The 18,663-nt window shown below is 40.3% G+C and carries 19 protein-coding genes and 1 pseudogene; 11 read left to right on the top strand and 9 right to left on the bottom strand.

Features of this window, described 5'->3' with window-relative positions; all coding sequences use genetic code 11:
* The first annotated feature begins 124 nt into the window (after window positions 1–124).
* The 9 genes and pseudogenes from AB5213_RS15575 to AB5213_RS15535 all read left to right on the top strand — a co-directional run.
* Window positions 125–358, top strand: coding sequence for a hypothetical protein (locus tag AB5213_RS15575; protein ID WP_117559053.1), 234 nt, complete (start codon window positions 125–127; stop codon window positions 356–358).
* A gap of 158 nt (window positions 359–516) precedes the next feature.
* Window positions 517–2,391 (top strand): glycosyl hydrolase family 18 protein, encoded by a 1,875-nt coding sequence (locus AB5213_RS15570; RefSeq protein WP_368276913.1) that lies wholly within the window; start codon window positions 517–519, stop codon window positions 2,389–2,391.
* Between the two features lie 75 nt (window positions 2,392–2,466).
* Entirely contained in the window at window positions 2,467–3,210 is a 744-nt protein-coding gene (locus AB5213_RS15565; protein ID WP_368276911.1) for an N-acetylmuramoyl-L-alanine amidase, read from the top strand.
* A gap of 38 nt (window positions 3,211–3,248) precedes the next feature.
* Entirely contained in the window at window positions 3,249–4,787 is a 1,539-nt protein-coding gene (locus AB5213_RS15560; RefSeq protein WP_055155799.1) for an L-threonylcarbamoyladenylate synthase, read from the top strand.
* Window positions 4,769–5,398, top strand: coding sequence for a uracil phosphoribosyltransferase (upp, locus tag AB5213_RS15555; RefSeq protein WP_022220333.1), 630 nt, complete (start codon window positions 4,769–4,771; stop codon window positions 5,396–5,398). The genes AB5213_RS15560 and upp overlap by 19 nt, the downstream gene beginning before the upstream one ends.
* 11 nt (window positions 5,399–5,409) lie before the next feature.
* Window positions 5,410–5,898, top strand: a complete 489-nt coding sequence (locus tag AB5213_RS15550) for a dCMP deaminase family protein (protein WP_008375533.1) — start codon at window positions 5,410–5,412, stop codon at window positions 5,896–5,898.
* 133 nt (window positions 5,899–6,031) lie between these two features.
* Window positions 6,032–6,238: a pro-sigmaK processing inhibitor BofA family protein gene (locus AB5213_RS15545; protein ID WP_008375529.1), complete on the top strand. Its 207-nt coding sequence runs from the start codon at window positions 6,032–6,034 to the stop codon at window positions 6,236–6,238.
* Window positions 6,239–6,431: 193 nt separating this feature from the next.
* Window positions 6,432–7,484, top strand: a complete 1,053-nt coding sequence (locus AB5213_RS15540; protein WP_368276910.1) for a hypothetical protein — start codon at window positions 6,432–6,434, stop codon at window positions 7,482–7,484.
* Window positions 7,459–8,310: pseudogene (locus tag AB5213_RS15535) on the top strand (CpaF family protein); the annotation flags it as partial. The gene AB5213_RS15540 and the pseudogene AB5213_RS15535, both read left to right, overlap by 26 nt.
* 478 nt (window positions 8,311–8,788) lie before the next feature.
* Here the strand turns inward: AB5213_RS15535 and AB5213_RS15530 are convergent.
* The 8 genes from AB5213_RS15530 to AB5213_RS15495 form a co-directional block, all read right to left on the bottom strand.
* Complete coding sequence (locus AB5213_RS15530; RefSeq protein ID WP_158440728.1) at window positions 8,789–9,703, bottom strand: DUF6551 family protein; 915 nt, start codon at window positions 9,701–9,703, stop codon at window positions 8,789–8,791.
* Between the two features lie 2 nt (window positions 9,704–9,705).
* Window positions 9,706–10,626 (bottom strand): hypothetical protein, encoded by a 921-nt coding sequence (locus AB5213_RS15525; protein ID WP_129794638.1) that lies wholly within the window; start codon window positions 10,624–10,626, stop codon window positions 9,706–9,708.
* Window positions 10,613–11,029 (bottom strand): hypothetical protein, encoded by a 417-nt coding sequence (locus tag AB5213_RS15520; protein WP_044999283.1) that lies wholly within the window; start codon window positions 11,027–11,029, stop codon window positions 10,613–10,615. Before AB5213_RS15520 ends, AB5213_RS15525 begins: the two co-directional genes overlap by 14 nt.
* The gene (locus tag AB5213_RS15515; protein WP_055056532.1) at window positions 10,989–11,777 is read right to left on the bottom strand and encodes a hypothetical protein; all 789 of its coding nucleotides are present in this window, start codon (window positions 11,775–11,777) and stop codon (window positions 10,989–10,991) included. The genes AB5213_RS15520 and AB5213_RS15515 overlap by 41 nt, the downstream gene beginning before the upstream one ends.
* Window positions 11,774–13,627, bottom strand: a complete 1,854-nt coding sequence (locus AB5213_RS15510; protein WP_055171291.1) for a recombinase family protein — start codon at window positions 13,625–13,627, stop codon at window positions 11,774–11,776. Before AB5213_RS15510 ends, AB5213_RS15515 begins: the two co-directional genes overlap by 4 nt.
* A gap of 196 nt (window positions 13,628–13,823) precedes the next feature.
* The gene (locus AB5213_RS15505) at window positions 13,824–15,017 is read right to left on the bottom strand and encodes a tyrosine-type recombinase/integrase (RefSeq protein WP_368276909.1); all 1,194 of its coding nucleotides are present in this window, start codon (window positions 15,015–15,017) and stop codon (window positions 13,824–13,826) included.
* Window positions 15,018–15,095: 78 nt separating this feature from the next.
* Window positions 15,096–15,299 carry an excisionase gene (locus tag AB5213_RS15500; RefSeq protein WP_002610247.1) on the bottom strand — a complete coding sequence of 68 codons (204 nt, stop codon included), beginning with the start codon at window positions 15,297–15,299 and terminating at the stop codon, window positions 15,096–15,098.
* Complete coding sequence (locus AB5213_RS15495) at window positions 15,299–16,360, bottom strand: replication initiation factor domain-containing protein (RefSeq protein ID WP_258865839.1); 1,062 nt, start codon at window positions 16,358–16,360, stop codon at window positions 15,299–15,301. The genes AB5213_RS15500 and AB5213_RS15495 overlap by 1 nt, the downstream gene beginning before the upstream one ends.
* A 496-nt stretch (window positions 16,361–16,856) precedes the next feature.
* On the opposite strand from AB5213_RS15495, the gene AB5213_RS15490 reads away from it, so the two are divergent.
* Window positions 16,857–17,528, top strand: a complete 672-nt coding sequence (locus tag AB5213_RS15490; RefSeq protein WP_008393244.1) for a helix-turn-helix domain-containing protein — start codon at window positions 16,857–16,859, stop codon at window positions 17,526–17,528.
* On the opposite strand, the gene AB5213_RS15485 is transcribed toward AB5213_RS15490, so the two are convergent.
* Window positions 17,525–17,674 (bottom strand): hypothetical protein, encoded by a 150-nt coding sequence (locus AB5213_RS15485; protein ID WP_316377036.1) that lies wholly within the window; start codon window positions 17,672–17,674, stop codon window positions 17,525–17,527. The two genes, AB5213_RS15490 and AB5213_RS15485, sit on opposite strands and share 4 nt — an antisense overlap.
* A gap of 224 nt (window positions 17,675–17,898) precedes the next feature.
* Between AB5213_RS15485 and AB5213_RS15480 the strand changes: the two genes are divergently transcribed.
* Window positions 17,899–18,513, top strand: a complete 615-nt coding sequence (locus tag AB5213_RS15480) for a helix-turn-helix domain-containing protein (protein ID WP_008393242.1) — start codon at window positions 17,899–17,901, stop codon at window positions 18,511–18,513.
* Window positions 18,514–18,663: the final 150 nt, after the last annotated feature.

The following is an 18,663-nucleotide window of genomic DNA, read 5'->3' as shown; positions in this document are numbered from 1 at the left end:
GAACCGAAGTATGGACAGTGATCATTTTCTTGTCATCGGAAAAAGCACAGGAGAAGTAATATATCACAAGTGTTGCCTTATGGTCGCTTTTTGCCGTAAAAACTGTCTGACTCAAGGGGGAAATATGGACGAGCAAGAGAAAAAGTATCAGGATTTATTTACGGAACTGACAAATTATGAGCGTAGCGGTGTCCGGATGCAGATGAATGGCTTTCCGGCAAGTCCGCTTCAGATCGTGTCAGCGCATATGGTAAGAGAAGAAAGTAATTATATGCGGGATTATATTCTGGATGAACAGGGAATGATCCGGGAACTGGATTTTAACAGTATAGGAACAGACCATTCACAGGTGGAATGAAAAAAGCAGAGCCCCTCGCCAGGACATGACCTGTGGAGAATGGAAATAGTTCTCAGATGTGTACAAATGGCAGATATATGTGGTATAATAACCTAAAGTATGCGCATATTACAAGCTTAGTTAAGCTGTGAAAATATGCTGCAAACAGGAGGTGTCATGTGGACGAAAGAAGAATGACCAATGAGCAAAGGGAAAGAGAGCGCAGACGCAAAGCTGCGGCAGCAAGAAAAGCTGCTGCAAGATACGAGGATCCGGGCGTAGGTTATCAGAGACGGAGAAGAGCAAGAAAAAGACGTCGCCGTGTCAGAAACGTGTGTATTGCATTGCTGGTGATCTTTATAGTTGTCATTGGGCTTGCCGGTGGAACAATATACTGGATAAAGTATGGGCCGACAAAAGAAACCTATGATTTGAATAAATATTTTGGAATTACGGCAAAGTCGCAGATGGGTGTAACGATCAACAACGAGGTACTGGATGCTCAGGCAATTACAGAAGGCGGAACTGCATATCTGTCTTATAACTTTGTACAGGATTATATCAGCGATCGTTTTTACTGGGATTCCAATGAGCATATACTTTTGTATACACTGCCGAGAGATATGGTAAAGGCAGCGTCAGACAGTAAGGATTATTCTGTTTCAGATACTGTGAACAGTGAGGATTATACAATTGTAAAGACAGAAGGAGATACAGCATATATTGCACTGGATTTCCTGCAGAAATATGCAAATTTTGACTACGAAGTTTATAAAGATCCGGCAAGAGTCGTGATCACCAGTAAGTTTGGAGAGCGTCAGACAGCAAAGGTTAAGGATGATTCCCAGGTAAGGATTCTGGGAGGTGTAAAAAGTCCGGTGCTCGAAGAAGTGAAAAAGGGAGATAAGCTTACGGTTCTTGAAGATGTAAGTGACTGGAAAAAAGTCTGTACAAAGTCCGGAGTTGTCGGGTATATTCAGAAGTCAAAGCTGAAGGATGCCAAGAAAGAGACAATCTCAAGAGAATTTGAGGAACCGGATTATACAGGAATCAAGAAAGATTACAAGATCAATCTGGTATGGCATCAGGTCACAAGTGAAGCTGCCAACGAAGGGATTGAAGATGCGCTTGCAGCTACAAAAGGACTCAATACGATTTCCCCTACATGGTTCAGTGTAACGGATAATTCCGGAAATATCAGTTCCATTGCAAGTACAGACTATGTGGATTATGCACATCAGTGCGGACTGGAAGTATGGGCGCTGGTTGATAATTTCGACCAGAATGTAGACGATATGGAGCTGCTCAGTCATACTTCAAGCAGGGAGAATCTGGAGAATCAGCTGGTAAATGCAGCACTTCAGAATGGAATTGACGGAATTAACGTGGATTTTGAACAGATACCGACGGATGTCGGAGATCATTACATTCAGTTTATCCGGGAGCTTTCTGTGCTGTGCCGGGTGAACAATCTGGTCCTTTCTGTAGATAATTATGTGCCGAAGGGTTATAACACACATTATCACAGAGAAGAACAGGGGGTTATGGCAGATTATGTGATCATTATGGGATATGATGAACATTTTGCCGGTTCCTATGAAGCAGGTTCTGTGGCATCTTACAATTATGTAAAAGAGGGAGTTGAAGAAACCCTGCGGGATGTACCGGCAGATAAGGTGATCAATGCAGTGCCATTCTATACAAGGCTGTGGAATGAGACACCGAAGACGGACGAAGAGCGTGCGGAAGATCAGGGAACCGAGGCTGAAAGCTATTCAATGAAAGTTACCAGCGAAGCACTTGGCATGGAAGAAGCGGCACAGCGGGTAAGCGAAGCCGGAGCAACTGTGACATGGGATGATACGGCGAAGCAGAACTATGCAGAGTGGCAGGGAGATAACGATTCAACCTACAGGATCTGGCTGGAGGATGCTTCTTCACTTGAAGTCAAACTCGGACTTATGAAAGACAATAATCTGGCAGGAACGGCGGCATGGAAACTTGGATTTGAGACTTCCGATATCTGGGATCTGATTCAGAAATATGTAAACTGATTACATAATGAGAAAGGTATAGAAAAGAGCTTTCCACGCATATATTTGTAAAAATATATGCAGGAGGCTCTTTTTTTGAATAAAAAAATCAGTGAAATGGTAAAAAGGGGGAAAACTATTTTCAAGAGCAAAATAAAGTGGATTCTGGCTCTTATTTTACTGACGGGATGTATTTATGGCAGCTATACATTAAGCAGGTATACCGAGGCGGATCATGTGGAGGCAAAGCAGGCTCAGGTAATCCTGGATGCCGGACACGGGGGAAGTGATCCGGGGAAAATCGGGCTGAATAACCTTCTGGAAAAGGATATCAATCTGGCAATTACTAAGAAAGTGAAAAAATGTCTGGAAAAGGAAAAGATAACAGCAGAGCTTACAAGAAAAGAGGATAAAGGGCTTGGAACAACAGGAGGCGGAAGTAAAAAGACAGAAGATATGCAGGCAAGAGTGAAGATGATCAACGAGACGAAACCTGTCCTTACAGTGAGTATCCATCAGAACAGCTATGAAGACCCGGAAATTCATGGAGCGCAGGTGTTTTATTACAGCCATTCCCGGGAAGGAGAGGCTGTTGCGAAGATCCTGCAGGAAAGTTTGCAGGAGATTGATCCGGAAAATCACAGGCAGGCAAAAGCAAATGAGACCTATTATCTTCTGAGGCGGACAAAAGTGCCTACGGTGATCGTGGAATGCGGCTTTCTGACTAATCCGGAAGAGGCAGAAAAATTGTCGGGAGAAGAATATCAGGAGCAGGTTGCAGAAGCTGTTGCAAAAGGAATCGCAAAATGTCTGGAATACCTGAACGAGTATGGAAATTAAAATTGCCATGCCATGTGGATAATGCTATAATGAAACACATGGAAACAATAATAAAAAAAATAGACAGAAACCAAATAGATCAGGTGATTATGGAAGAAGCCGGTTCAATCCTGAAGAACGGCGGTCTGGTGGCATTTCCGACAGAGACAGTCTACGGACTGGGGGCAAATGCGCTTGATGAGGAGGCAGCGAAAAAGACCTATGCAGCAAAAGGACGCCCGTCAGACAACCCGCTTATCGTCCATATTGCGAGACTGGAGGATCTGGGTGCGATCGTTGAATCTGTACCACTTATTGTAGATGAGATCGCGGCACATTTCTGGCCAGGGCCACTTACGATGATTTTTAATAAGAACGAAAAAGTTCCGCTGGGAACAACCGGTGGTCTGGAAACGGTCGCTGTGCGTATGCCGGATGATGAGATTGCCCGTGAGCTGATCCTTGCAGGAGGCGGATATGTATCAGCACCAAGTGCCAACACATCCGGAAGACCGAGCCCGACGACAGCGCAGCATGTGGCAGAGGATTTAAGTGGCAAGATCGAGATGATCCTGGATGGAGGAAGTGTAGATATCGGAGTAGAGTCTACGATTCTGGATATGACGGTGACTCCACCGATGATCCTGAGACCGGGAGCGATCACAAAAGAGATGTTAAGTGAAGTGATCGGTGAGGTGGCTGTGGATGAAACTTTGATTTCAGAGAACAGCACAAAAGCACCGAAAGCACCGGGAATGAAGTACCGTCACTACGCGCCGAAGGCAGAGATGATCATTGTTGACGGAGAGCCTGAAGAGGCTGTTCGGGCGATCAAGCAGATTGCTTACGAGCAGGTAAGACTTGGATATAAGGTGGGGATCATTGCGTCTAATGAATCGGTTGATCAGTATACGACCGGTGTAGTAAAATGCATAGGTTCCCGTGTGAATGAAAAGACGGTTGCGAGAAACCTTTATAAAGTCCTACGTGAATTTGATGAAGAGGAAGTTGATTACATTTACAGTGAAGCATTTCCGGAGGCAGGTATCGGAACTGCGATCATGAACCGACTGGGCAAAGCAGCAGGACATCATGTACTGCAGGCATCTGAGATCACGAAGCTTCAGGATTACCGCAGGATTGTATTTGTGAGCAACAGCGCGAACTGTCGTGCTCCGATCGCAGCAGCAATTCTGAAAAAGCAGCCGCTTTTCCAGGAATATGAGGTGTGTGCGAGAGGACTTGTGGTTCTCTTCCCGGAGCCACTGAATCCGAGAGCAGAAGAACTTCTGGCGAGACATCATATTGAGACAGAAGGATATGAGACTGTTGCATTATCAGAAGAGGAATTTGGGGAAGATACGCTTGTTCTGGCAATGCAGGAAAGTATCAAACAAAAGATACAGAATGATTATCCGGGAAAAGGACAGGTTTATACACTATGTGAATTTGTAAATGGAAGCAAAGAGATTCCGTCTGTATATGGTCAGACACAGGAACAGTATGAGCAGATGTATGAGCTGATCCAGGGGTATGTCAAAAAACTTGCCAATAAGTTAAACGAGGAGGCAAAAAACAAATGTCAAATGTACACGTAATGGATCATCCGCTGATCCAGCACAAAATCGGGATTATCAGAAGAGAGGAAACAGGTTCAAAGGATTTCAGAATGATGATCGGTGAGATTGCAATGCTGATGTGCTATGAGGCAACCAGAGATCTGAAATTACAGGATGTCGAGATCCAGACACCGATCTGCAAGATGACAGCAAAAGAGCTTGCAGGAAAGAAGCTTGCTGTTGTTCCGATCCTGAGAGCAGGACTTGGAATGGTAGAAGGTATGCTTGCGATGATTCCGGCTGCAAAAGTAGGTCATATCGGTTTGTTCCGTGATCCGGAAACTCTTGAACCGGTAGAATACTACTGCAAACTTCCGGCTGACTGTGAAGAAAGAGAAGTATTTGTAGTAGATCCGATGCTTGCTACGGGAGGATCCTGTATCGCAGCGATCCAGATGCTGAAGAACAGAGGCGTAAAAAATATCCGTTTTATGTGTATTATTGCAGCACCGGAAGGAGTAAAGAAGCTTCAGGAAGCTCATCCGGATGTTGAAGTGTATATTGGAGCATTGGATGAAAAGTTAAATGAACATGGATATATTGTTCCGGGGCTCGGAGATGCCGGAGACCGTATTTTCGGAACAAAATAGAGGAACCGATTATGAGTGGAAAAAGACAGGATTATATTTCCTGGGATGAATATTTTATGGGAGTTGCCATTCTCTCGGGAAGACGGTCAAAAGATCCGAATACCCAGGTGGGATGCTGTATCGTAAGTGCAGATAACAAAATTCTGTCAATGGGATACAACGGTCTGCCACGAGGCTGTTCGGATGATGAATTTCCGTGGGAACGGGAAGGTGAGGATCCGCTGAAGACAAAGTATGTGTACACCGTACACAGTGAACTGAATGCAATCTTGAATTACAGTGGAGGAAGTCTTGAAGGAGCCAAACTTTATGTATCGCTTTTTCCGTGCAATGAATGCGCAAAAGCGATCATTCAGAGTGGAATCAAAGAAGTAATCTATGATTCAGACAAGTATGCAGATACAACTTCTGTAAAAGCATCTAAAATGATGTTTGACTGTGCCGGGGTGCGATATCATCAGTATCACCGGACCGGGCGAAAAGTGGAAATTGAATTATAAAAGATATGTGGAAGTGCCATTGGACTGCGAAGTGCAGACAGTGGCGCTCTTTTTTTCATAGGAAATTCTTTTCAGAGGTAAAAAACATATCTGTGTGAAAAAGTTCATAAGATAGAGCAGGAGGTGGCGGAGCATGAAAAGAAGAGGATCATGGCAGATAAACTTTATTGTCAGGGCTTTGACAGGAATGGGCAGTATTTTCCTGGTCAATCAATGGATGGACTATAGAAACATTCCTGTTTCTGTCGGACTAAATGTCCTGTCATTTTTTGTGTCCGGATGTCTTGGAATTCCGGGAGTTGCCATGCTTTATGGGATTATGTTTTATCAGTTTATGTAGGTGTTGCGCAAAACGTTTTTTTCTGGTTTAAAGCTATGGACAAAGGGAAAAGTGGCGCATATAATACGTCTTACAAGAGAGGCAAAGCAATAAGTTAGAAAATCAAAAAATCAGTTTCAGCAGTATTTATATTCTGATAAATACTGTGTCAAAAAAGGAATGCAAACGTGTTCCGTCATATGCCATTCGGCATTTGATTCAAAGTTTGAAAGAAAAAGGGCGGACATGCCGGAAAGGAGCAGAGCAAAGAATCGACAGAGAAATTTTAATTTGTGATCCAGAAGAAGAGTATGTCAGAAGACTTGCGGAGGCGCTGCTTTTGAAAAAAGAGGTGACAGCAGGAGTGCGAATCTGTTCGTCGCCGGAAATGGTACAGGAGTTACTGAAGATTGGTCTGATAAAGGTATTGTTGATCAGTGAGGATGTTCCATATGAAAAAAGAAAGCAGATTTTTACCGGGAAGAGAATTATTCTGACGAGACAGCATTGTGTGGATCTGGGAGAGGAGGAAACGGAGCTTCGGAAATATCAGCCGGTTGACAGACTGATGACCGGGATTTTAAAAGGACTTCAGGAGGAGAAGTTTCCGGGATCGTGTGCGGATAACGGAAATGGAAGAATCCTTGGAGTATATTCACCGGTTCACAGAATTGGAAAGACAACGTTTTCACTGAAACTTGGGAAAGCACTGGCACAGTCAGAGGACGTGCTGTATCTGAATCTGGAAACCTATGCAGGCATGGGAGGATATTTCCGGGATCAGGATGCTCCTGATCTGGCAAATGTTCTTTACTATGCAAAACAGGAAAGAGATGATATCGGGATACGGATTGCATCCATGGTAAAAAGAATGGGTGATCTGGACTATATCCCGCCAATGAAAGTATGGACAGATCTTCGTGCTGTGCATACAGAGGAATGGAAAACTCTATTTGAAAGATTGATCAGCCAAAGTGTATACAGCGTGATCATTCTGGATATCGGAAATGGGATGGAGGATGTGTTTCAGCTGTTAAGGCTGTGTGACCAGATTATCATGCCGTGTGCGGAGGATGTATATGCGATGGCAAAAATTGCGCAGTACCAGCATATGTTGAAGGTACTGCGGTATCAGGAGCTGGAGTCGCGTACCATGTATATCAATATGGGGAAAAATATGCGTCAGACAGTAAAAGAAACAGTTGAGTTATTAAAAGAAAGTACAGAAAAGAGGTTCTTCTATGCGGAGGGCAGAACAACTTCATGAAGAGATTCTGGCGCAGATGGATCTGTCGAAGGAAGCAAGCGATGAAGAGCTGCTGGAACTGATCCACAGGATACTGGAAGAAAAATCGAAAGAAGAGTTCATTCCGCTTGGAGAAAAGGCAATTCTCGGGAGAGAGCTTTTTAACGCGTTCAGGAAGCTGGATATCTTGCAGGAGCTGATCGAGGATGAAGAGATTACGGAAATTATGATCAATGGAACGCAGCCGATTTTCATCGAACGTAACGGAAGGATTTATGAAACCGATAAAAAGTTTCTTTCAAAGGGAAAGCTTGAAGATGTGGTTCAGCAGATGGTAGCAGGCTGTAACAGGGTTGTCAATGAGGCAACACCGATCGTAGATGCGAGACTGGAGGATGGATCCAGAGTAAATGTGGTGCTGCCGCCGGTTGCGCTTAATGGACCGATTGTTACGATCAGAAAGTTTCCGAAAAGCAGGATTACGATGGAGACGATGATCGACACAGGCTCTATCGGAAAAGAAGCGGCGGCAATGCTGATCCAGGCCGTGAAGGCAAAGTATAACATTTTTATCAGCGGAGGGACAGGATCAGGAAAGACAACCTTTCTGAATGTATTGTCGGATTTTATTCCGAAAGAAGAACGTATTATTACCATTGAGGACAGCGCGGAACTGCAGATCACAGGGATTCCCAATCTGGTGCGGCTTGAAGCACGGAATGCAAATGTAGAAGGAACAGGCGAAATCAATATCCGTGATCTGATCAGGACAGCGCTCCGGATGCGACCAGAGAGGATTATTGTCGGTGAAGTCAGAGGAGAAGAAGCACTGGATATGTTACAGGCGTTTATATGTACTATATAATAATTATATATATAACGTATATAAGGATGGAAAATATAGATTAGAGGGAGGGGCATAGGAACGATATGAACATTAAGTATAGGTTATTGTGTAAAAGGTTAATAGAGGAAAGGAAGAGAGTAGGTGTCATTCAATATTATAATGTACTGTTCATAATGGAGTTAGTGTCAGATAAAGACATATGGGCTTTAGAACAGTGGATGAATGGTATAAATAACATATATATGAAAGATATACATAATTGGTGTAGAATACATTTTGTTAAATATCACACTGTATTTGTTTACAGGAAAGAGTATCCGGTAAAAGCAAATATTTGGAATGGGTATTCATATACAAGGTGGCGGATGGAGCGGATGATGAATTTGGAATAAGATAAAATAGTGACTGCATGAAAGAGAGCCTTAAAGCAGGGTGTTCTTTTGAAAGTATGGATAGAATAAAGGCTGAAGGCTCTGCGCTATTCGTTTGGCAGAGCCTGAGTATTCTCCTGATCCGTAGAAAATAAATCTAACTGACCTTCTGGAGTGGAACTTTGACCGGATTCATCTTCAGTTGATTGTTCTCTTTTTTTGGGTGTTTTATGAGTGTATAATTTCTCAAAAGGAAGTGAATACTTGGATTTTTTATTGTATTCTAGTAAAAGAGCTTCTGCGAATCCTAATGAACCGGCACGACGTTCTCTGGCAGTACGACTGATTTCTCTGACAGAGACACGCCCAACTTTTTCTTTAAATGTGTCATCTTTCATTGTTTCTCCATAAGCATTATCCAGACGGGCAATAGCATTAAGCATATTGGAACTAAAGGACATAGGCGCACCTTCCCATGTGGCAACACAAAGACGTAAAACACGATCAAGAGTGTGAAAACCATATTTTTCATAGATATTAATTAAAGTGGATACAGCACATATACCTCCGGGGCGAGAGGAAGAAGTAATAGTGAGATCATATGATTCAACAAGGTCACGAATAATAAGTTCTCTATCATTACCAGCTTCAATATTAGCCATGAATATTTCATAAGGTAATAATGATTTGACATATTTCATCTGATTTGCAAAAATATCTGCTTCTTGGGTGTAAACAAGATCATCATAAACCATACACCAGACAGGAGTTTCTCTTGATCCAGAGACGAGAGCAACAATCTCTATAGTGTGTTGTCCGTTGAACACATAATTTATCCCATCACGTCTACTTACTTTTACAGGGTTTATCTGATAAAGGTCAAAATTAGCTGCAGCACGCTGAACGTGTTTGATGGAAAGATTACGTTGGTAATCTTGATTTGAACATAAATTTTTAATAGGTATTTGCTCAAAATGCACTTGGGGAACAAACTTTTGTAAATCTTCGGTATTTCCATCCATAATTATATTTCCTCCAATTTTTTTAAAATATTATTTGTGGTTGATATTAGGCACATAAGCTGATATTTAAGCTTGTATTTTGCTGTATCAGATGCAATTTTAAAATCTGAAACTTTTAATACTCTTTCGATAGAACTGTTCCACGAGGGAATCGTCAACGTAAGACTTGCAATTTCCGCATCTGGATCAAATTGTGGCAGGTTGCGTATTGAAGGAATAGAAACGGAAGATTCTTTCTTTAACATCGGTTTGGCGTAATTATTCCACAGTAATTCCCTTTTCATATCATGATAACTGAGATGTTCTATCTTTTCGGCAAGAAGGTAGTTATTTAGACTTAAAAGCTGCTCTTTTGATAATCCTGAAAGCTCAATAATATTAGCTTGGGAAATCCAGAGCTGACCAGAACGAACTCGTTTGACAAGATCCGGAACTTTTTCATCAATTATATCTAGTGCACTACTGTAAGCAGAATATTTGTAAACGGTAGCCATTGCTACATTACATTCTTCGGATATTTTTTTTGCTGCGATGCTTGCACCGGAAATATGAGATTTATTTGTAGATGAAAGTTGTCTTGAAACTAAAATTTTTTCAGCATCATATTTTTTCCCAATCAGGTATTTTTTATTGATATTGGTTAAATCCTCTCGTTTAAGTTGGTCAGTACATATCCATGAAATTACATCTTCTTTACTGGAAAAATGTAGTCTTTTTATTCGGAAAGGAATACTGTGTTTACGAAATAATTCATATGCTTCTATACCATTAATGACAATACCATTCCATGTGCAGATGGGGGTGTGATAGGAATAACATAATATCTGTTGTTCAAGTTGTTTATAATCTTTTTCACTGAGATATTGATACAAATTGGTGAATTCTAGTTTTGTTTTTAATGTATATATACTATAATTGCGCATACTCATCTCCCATTATTTCTGATTTGAATTCTGTTTGTGGCAGTTTTGTGATGATGTTATCCATGGAAAATAGAGCTATTTTTTTATCTGGGTAAATATTGCCTTCTAAACGAAAAATGTTAAATTTCTCCCAAGAAAGGTTAAGTTGGGAAAGTGAATATAGTAATTCTCGGCTGTACAATTCATAACTGTTACCATTGATGACAAAATAATCCTTAACTTTATGTGCCAATTTATCCTCCGCACAACTAGCTTTTATACCTATCATTTTTTGATCAGGATTAACAAGAAGTTGAATATATTCTGGGTTACCAATTTGACGGAGTGTATTGCGGTGGATTCGTATACGATTCTTTTTAAAGTCAATACATATTAGTGGATGGGAAGAGTGTTTGTTGTTCATAGGATTTTTCCTCACTTTCTGCTGTTGATGGTTCTTTTGCTTTTTCTATGGATTTATCAGTTGCCTTCTTCTTTTCTTGTATGTCAAATACTGCGTAGCCTTCAAATATATTGACTTGCATTGATTTTTGATGTTCTTCCACTGGAATACCGAACTGATTCTTCCATTCTTCAGGATAAGAAGGTGTCCTAGCAGTGGTTACAGTTCCATTGTCTTTTAGTGTACGAGGAAATATTTCAGGTGAAGTTAAATCGAAAATGAACAGTATTTCATTGCCAGAACGAATTAGTTTGCCGAGAATCTTGTACCGATAATTAGGATTCCAGTCCATGAGAGATATCACTTTAGCAAAGAAAATTCGACAGGTGATTTGTTTTGGCGAACGTTTTTTTCCAGAGGAACACCAACGAAAAGAGTCTTTTTCTTCTTCTCGACAGGGACGGACAGCCAGTTTTTTTTCAATGGGATTGACTAATATTTGCACATATTCGACATCGGGTAGTTTTTTTATGCAGGCGGTATTTACAGATACCTTGTAGTTATTAAACGTAAACGAAGGTTCGTAAATATGAGCGAAGAATTCGCCACGTACAACTTGATAACCGTCATAGCTGAAAGAATCATCGTCAATGACTTCCGTTTGATTTGAGGGGCTGGGTGCGACTGTTATTGGCATAGGTGTGTTGATTTTCATCATATCAGAAGGTTCTGTAGTCATATTCCATTGATTTATAGGTTGCTCGCTCATTGGGTGTCTCCTTTAATTTCTGTAATAATATTCTTTATATTTTGTATAATGGTTTCTTTGGGAGTGGTTTGTAGCTCGGGTTCTTTATAAGGTTTACTTTCTGAAGCAGTCTGCCAGTTTTTGTCTGCTGTAAATTCTGTTAATTCTGGCGCTTGAGACTGAGTATAGTAATTATTACCGAAGCTATTCATCCAGTCGGCAGGATAAGCTAACACACTCTTAGAATCAGATATTGTATCAGGCATGTTGTTATTGGGGGCGGATACGTCGTTGGTACTTGTCGGTATTCGTATTTCTGTATCGTCCATGTTGAAAATAAGGACATTTTCATTGTCTTTTTGGTGGGCAACTCCTAATATTCTATATTTGCATTTTTTGTCCCATTTAAATATCTCGTATAATGTTGGCAAAAATGCAGCGCCGGAAATTGGTTTTGGAATAAGTTGACCATCTTTGAGACGTGACCACTGCACTTTATTTTTTGTTTCAGAGGAACATGGTCGGATAGCAAGTAGTTTTGAGCTTGGGTGTATTAGCAGTTCGACAAATTTTATGTTTGGAAATTTCCGTATAGCATCTTTGTTAAAAGAGATCTGTTTATATGAAAAAGAAACAGAAATCCGACCAACAGAGGAGAAAAATTGTCCTCTGGCAACTTCATAGTCTCTTAAATCGAAGGAACCGGCGGAAGCAGTAATTGTATCAGGTACATTCATATTTGCCGGTTTAAGGACGCTTTGAGATGCTTCAAAGTAGTCTCTGGCTTTAAATCCAGACCATCTTGGATTAATGCTTATAAATCCACTTAGAGAGCCTTCTTGTATCACATGTAATTCTGGTAAAATCTCTTTATTTCCATATTTCGCATTTGTAATTAATTTTTGAACAGCTATGAAATCATCTCGGGAGATAATAGCTTCGTGATGTCCGACTTTTCTGTATTGATTACGGTCTTGATTGTTTTTCCTTGATTTATGGTCAAGATAATTAGGAGTCCATGTTTTTCTCGCCAGAACATCCCCACAATGGCGTTCATTTTGAAGGATTTGTAGTATGGTACTGGATGACCAGACATCATTATTCTTTTTTGTTTTACAACCGAGTTCTGTCAAAGAATCAGCAATTTGTTGAGTACTGCTTCCATTCAGATACATATAAAAAATAAGCTGCACAATTTTAGCTTCATGTGGATTGATTACAAGATCTCCATTTTCGTCTTGGTCATATCCGAGCAGAGGAGGTGTAAGGAATATTCCCCGACGAAAACGCATTTCAATGGAAGAATTCATAATTTCACTTTTGGTATGACTTTCTTCCTGTGCAAGTGTTGACATGAATGACAGAATCATTTCGCTTTTGGGATCAAGAGTATTTAAATGCTCTGTTTCAAAAAATACACCGACGGGTGGACGGAGTGAAGAAAGCTCTCGTACATATCGGATACAGTCAACAACGTTTCTTGCAAATCGGGATACACTTTTTGTTATGATTAAATCAATTTTTCCGGCTTCACAATCTTCAATCATTTTTTTGAATGCATCTCTATGTTGAAGCGAAGTGCCTGAAATGCCTTCGTCGGCATATATTTCGACAAGCATCCAATTCGGATTTTTATTTACTACATCCTGATAATGATTTTTCTGTAATTCATATGAGGATGTTTGGCGTGGATCATCCGTAGATACCCTTGCATATACAGCTACTCGTAGTTTTTTTTCTGTTTTAAAAATATCCTCTGGTGGAAGTGCCGGAATTACTTCCAGTTCTTCTGGATCAATACCTTTGTATCTTTGCCGGATTCTGGCTTTCTGTTCATCAATATTACTGCTTCGTTCTTCACTTTCTTTCATCAATAGCGACATCCTTTATAGTTGATATAAATTATATATATCCTTTTGACTATCTTTTTATATCTTCTTAAATGTCCGCAAAGCCTTATTTTATCGGCTCTACGGGCATTTTGCTTTTGTGGTAAACCTCACATATCTAGGTTTATCTTCTTATATTTTCGCTATCAAGCGTGGTTAAAATCGTGGTAAATACTTCTTATGCGATTAGACGCTGAACCTCTGATTTTGCGGTATCTATGGACGCATGAGCATACCAGTTCATTGTGATACTGATATTTGAATGCCCCATGATATACTGTAAATCTTTCGGGTTCATGTTCTTGCTTGCCAGCCTTGTGCAGAACGTGTGGCGTAGTGTATGCGGTGTGATATGTGGCAAGGGATTGTCCTTGTGTTGCTTGTTGTATTTCTTTACCATACGGACAAAAAGCATATTGTAATCAATCGCAACTTTGGGATTGCCTTTATGATTGACAAATAGAAAGTTGCCCCGTCCGTCTATCGCAAATGGTTCTGCCTTTGGGCGTTTCTTCATAACCCGTTGAAATGCCTGTATCGTTTCTCTGCTTAATGGCACTTGCCTTGTTCCGCTTTTTGTCTTAGGCGTTTCAATATAATAACCCTGTTCCTTGCTTTTTAATAACTGGTGGTCGATAAACACAACTTCATTCTTGAAATCAATATCGGCTACTGTCAGTCCGCATAGTTCCGAGATACGAAGTCCTGTCTTTAACAGTATCAGCACATCATCATAATATTTGTGATATACATTGTCCGTCTTGATGAATGATAACAAGGCTTGTTCCTGTTCCTCTGTCAATGCGACTTTCTCTTTGGTATCATTTTCTAGGACTTCACTTAACTTGAAATCAAAAGGGTTTTTCCTTACACAATCGTCTTGTATGGCGATATAGAATGACGCTTTTAACGAGCGTTTATGGTTGTTAATGGTGTTATAGGAAAAGCCTTTGTCTTTCATGCGTAATGCCCATTCCTTAGCGTCAGAGGGTTTTATCGTATCAATGCTCCTAGCACCTAACTTGTCCTCTTTCAATAACCGCATGAGTTGTTCCCGTTGTTTCTGTGTGCTTTTCTTCACGTTTGCCCTCTGTGCGTTCTGTTTGGCGTAGAGTTGGCAAAGCGTCATTTTTTTGCCTGTGCTGTCGATACCGTCCTCAATATCCCGTCTTATCTGCTGTTCCAGTTCACGAAGTGAGGGTTTTTCCCGTTTTCCCTTTGGTGTCGGGTCTGTGGGTGTTAATCTCCAAGCATACACATATTTTGTGTTTCCAAATGCGTCCACATATTTATATAAGTATTTTCCGTCTGTTCGTTGGCTCTCTCCAGTATGCAGGATACGTCCTTTGCTATCCCGTCTTTTTTCTTTCATGGTGTCTGCTCCTTTCCTTGTTGGAAAGAGCCTTGATATGACTTGTATTCATCATAACACATACAAGGCTCATTTGCATTAGATTGCGTCCAATTTGTCAATGACCTTTTCAAACTGTCGGCGTTTAATCTGTATGCGGTTGCCATTCATAATGAGCCAGCCAGCGTCCTTGTTTTCCTCTGCCAATCGTCTTAACTTGTTTTCTCCGATACGGAAATATTTTGACGCTTCTTCAATGGTAAGGGTGTACTTTTCCCATACAGGAATATCGTTGTTATTCATCAGATACCCCCTTTCCCTTGTTTTGTGTCATACTGGATATAGGGGATAAGGTCGGTGCGGTCTATCCTCTGTAAGTGGGCGGTTAATTTACTGGAAAGGGAACTGCTGTATCTTGCCTTATCAAGCATAGTTCCCACTTTTTCCAGTCCACCTAATGCGTCATGTTCTTCTAAGAAGTAAAAACTTTTGACAGCGGAAATCACGCCACCCTCTGTGAGCCATTGCTGTGTTTCTTCAAGAGAATTATGTAGTTTCGGTACTTGCAGTTTCAAGACTTCCACAGCCCCTAAAAAGCGTTCCCAAAACCGACACGTTTTCCATCTGCTCTTATTACTTTCATTTTTGTTTGGCACGACAAAGCGTAGGTTGTTTGCCAATAGCCCGAAAGCCAGTTCCCCAAGTTCCAGCGGTCTGTCCTTGAATGTCATGGCAAAGGCATGAGCCTTATCATCACGCAGTTGCATTTCTGTCCGTTTCCAACTGCCAACTTCATCAAGTGTCTTATTATGTTTTGAACAGACTTCCTTATCTTTATCATAAAAGCGGTAGGACAATCCCGATTTACCAGCACCGATATAAACGGTCTTTGCGGTGTCGAAATCATCAAACTTGCTTTCGTCAAAGTGGTAGCCCTCACTATTCGAGATAAATTCCTCTTTTTCGCATTTCTTCTTTATCTGCTCTATGGTAAAGAATGGCTTTTCGTTCTTATCATCAATGGCAATATCAAGTCTTGTGAAATGGAAATTATCCAGTCCGTATCTTCGCTCACAGCGTCGGAACATATCCCCAAAGGTATAATTCCTACTGTCGAGAATACGGAAAATATCATCACAACCTCTGCCAGTCATAACAAGATAACAGCCTAGCCCCTGTGGGTTGTCCTCTGTCTTTCTTGCGTCCCCCGATACATAAATATCTCCAATCTGCCAGCGTGCCTGATAAGTCTTGAATTTTATCGTTGCTGGATAAACATTGAAAATGTCAGTCGGTAAATCTAAAATGTGCATGATTACATCTTCAGCGGTTGCCGTTTCAAATACAATACTGATGTAATCAATCTTAACGGATAAATTTTTGTGTGTAGTTATAGTGCATTTCTCCTTTCGTACTCCCCGTTTTTTTGCGGGGTAAAAATCGTGTTTTTTCCTTTATTTATCACAGTTTCTAGGTACTATGACATGTATACGCAGGGCGGTGTTACATATACGCCCTTTATGAACGCCTAAAGGCGTTCCCTTTCTTCCTGTGTCTGATCCGTTCTTAACGCTCACGAGCCTTGTAAGACTCGTGGCTAAACGGAACAGCCCCAGTCAGAAACCTTATTTTCGGTCTGATAGTCCATGCTTATTCATGCTATCAAAATGAAAATACATCTTTTCTATGCTTACTCAAGCGTGTGATTGACCCTAGCGTGCTTAATCACCCTATCTAATACGATAATAACGCCATTAGAATTACTTGTCAAGAAGTTTTGATTGACTTTTTGATAAATATTAAGTATGATATGCTTATAAACACCGAGAAAAGCAACGAAAGGAGCGGTTATACTAAGTTATGGAACATTATGAAAAGAAAATCAGTTTCTTAGGAGAGAATATACAGACCATAAGAAAACACAGAGGAATGAAACAACAGGAACTTGCGGATAAAATCGGTATCAATATGCAGAGCCTTTCCAAGATTGAACGGGGTGTGAATTATCCTACCTTTGATACATTAGAAAAGATAATGGACGTGCTGGGTGTAACGCCCAATGAATTATTATCAGGAGAATGGAAGTATATTGACCACACCGAACCATATATCATGGATATTATCAAACGGGAACAGGACTTCAATGTTTCCTTAGATTATCTGTCTGAAAATGAATTTTTCAATGATGAAAAAGAATGCAGATTTTACATGGAAACCAAACTCATACAGTATATCCATAACTACATTACCAATGAGGTTACGGAGTTAGAAGAACTTATGGAAATCAAGCAGTTGATACAACGTCAAAAAATAGAACGCATGATGAAAGTACATAAGGAAATGCGAGGGTTAGACCGATACAGAGAACAGCCCAAAGAGTATAAATACCATGACCCTTATGATGACTGGATATTCCGTCAACTTGCGGACATAGACAGCAGAAATAACATTCCCGACACTTCGCCACAGTTAGATTTTGATGAAACGGACTATGAAGATTATCTGAAAGAGAAATGGAACAGAGGTCTTTAATTTTCCTCTTGAATGAAAGATACAGCAAACAAAAAGCCCAGTAAAGAGTGCAAAGCACCACCAATGGTGGCAAGGCTCTTGACAGGGCTTTTTCTTTTCTGTGGTTGGTAATCAAGAGGAAGAAAGAAAAAGTGTGTATTTTTCAAGACAGAAAAATGTCAAGGGGGGGTGTGCTGATTTTTGTTGTGGCGGATATATGGAACTGTTATAATATGGATATGTTTAAATTACGTTATAAGCAAGAATATTCTGCTGATTTGTCAAAAAACATCATTGCAACTGCCAGTTGACATATTTCCATATCTAAATGGTGGCTATGCAACTGATAATATTGCTAAAATTACACCATGAAAGAAAGGAGTGTTAGCTAATGAATATGGCAGACAGAATACAATATTTAAGGAAATCAAAAGGAATATCACAAGAGGAACTTGCGGATAAAGTTGGAGTTTCAAGGCAGGCTGTTTCCAAATGGGAAAGTGAACAAAGTACGCCTGACTTAGAAAAAATAATTATAATGAGTGATTTTTTTGGAGTAACAACTGACTATATCCTAAAGGGAATTGAACCAGTAGCAGACAAAGAACAAAAAAATAAAGAGCTTACGAGTAAGGTACTTTATATATCATCAACAGCTTTTGTTGCTATTGGGCTGTTTTGTGCATTTGGTAATTGGTATGCAGAACAAACAATGGAAGCAGTTTGGGGTTCAATGATTATTCAAGCTATAGGGATTGTTGGATATTTTATAGCGAGAATACTATCGGAAGAAAAATCCCCCTTTTATGTAAATTGGCTTAATATAATCGGAGTTGCTTTTATGCCTATTTCTATGATTACAGGATATATTTCAGGATTGGTTTTCAAACTAGAAGGGTGGATTGCACCTTATCCGATAGGAATATTTCATACTTTAGTTTTCGTGTTAGTATTCTTTGTAGTTGTGATTGCAAGCTATATTATTCTAAAGAAACAAACAAAATAGTGATTACCTTTATTTTGCAAAAGCAGTTAGTCTTAGGATTGACTGCTTATTAATAAAAGACACCACTTCAATGTGATATGCTACCCTCATATAGGACAATGAAATATAAAAGTCCTATATGGGGGTATTTTCATGTTCAGAAAGAGTAAG

The sequence above is a fragment of the Coprococcus sp. RTP21204st1_G4_RTP21204_210225 genome, assembly GCF_040915385.1.
GTDB classification, from domain to species: domain Bacteria; phylum Bacillota; class Clostridia; order Lachnospirales; family Lachnospiraceae; genus Allocoprococcus; species Allocoprococcus comes.
The sequence above is the reverse complement of the archived record's forward strand: the minus strand, read 5'-3'. Positions and strand labels throughout refer to the sequence as shown.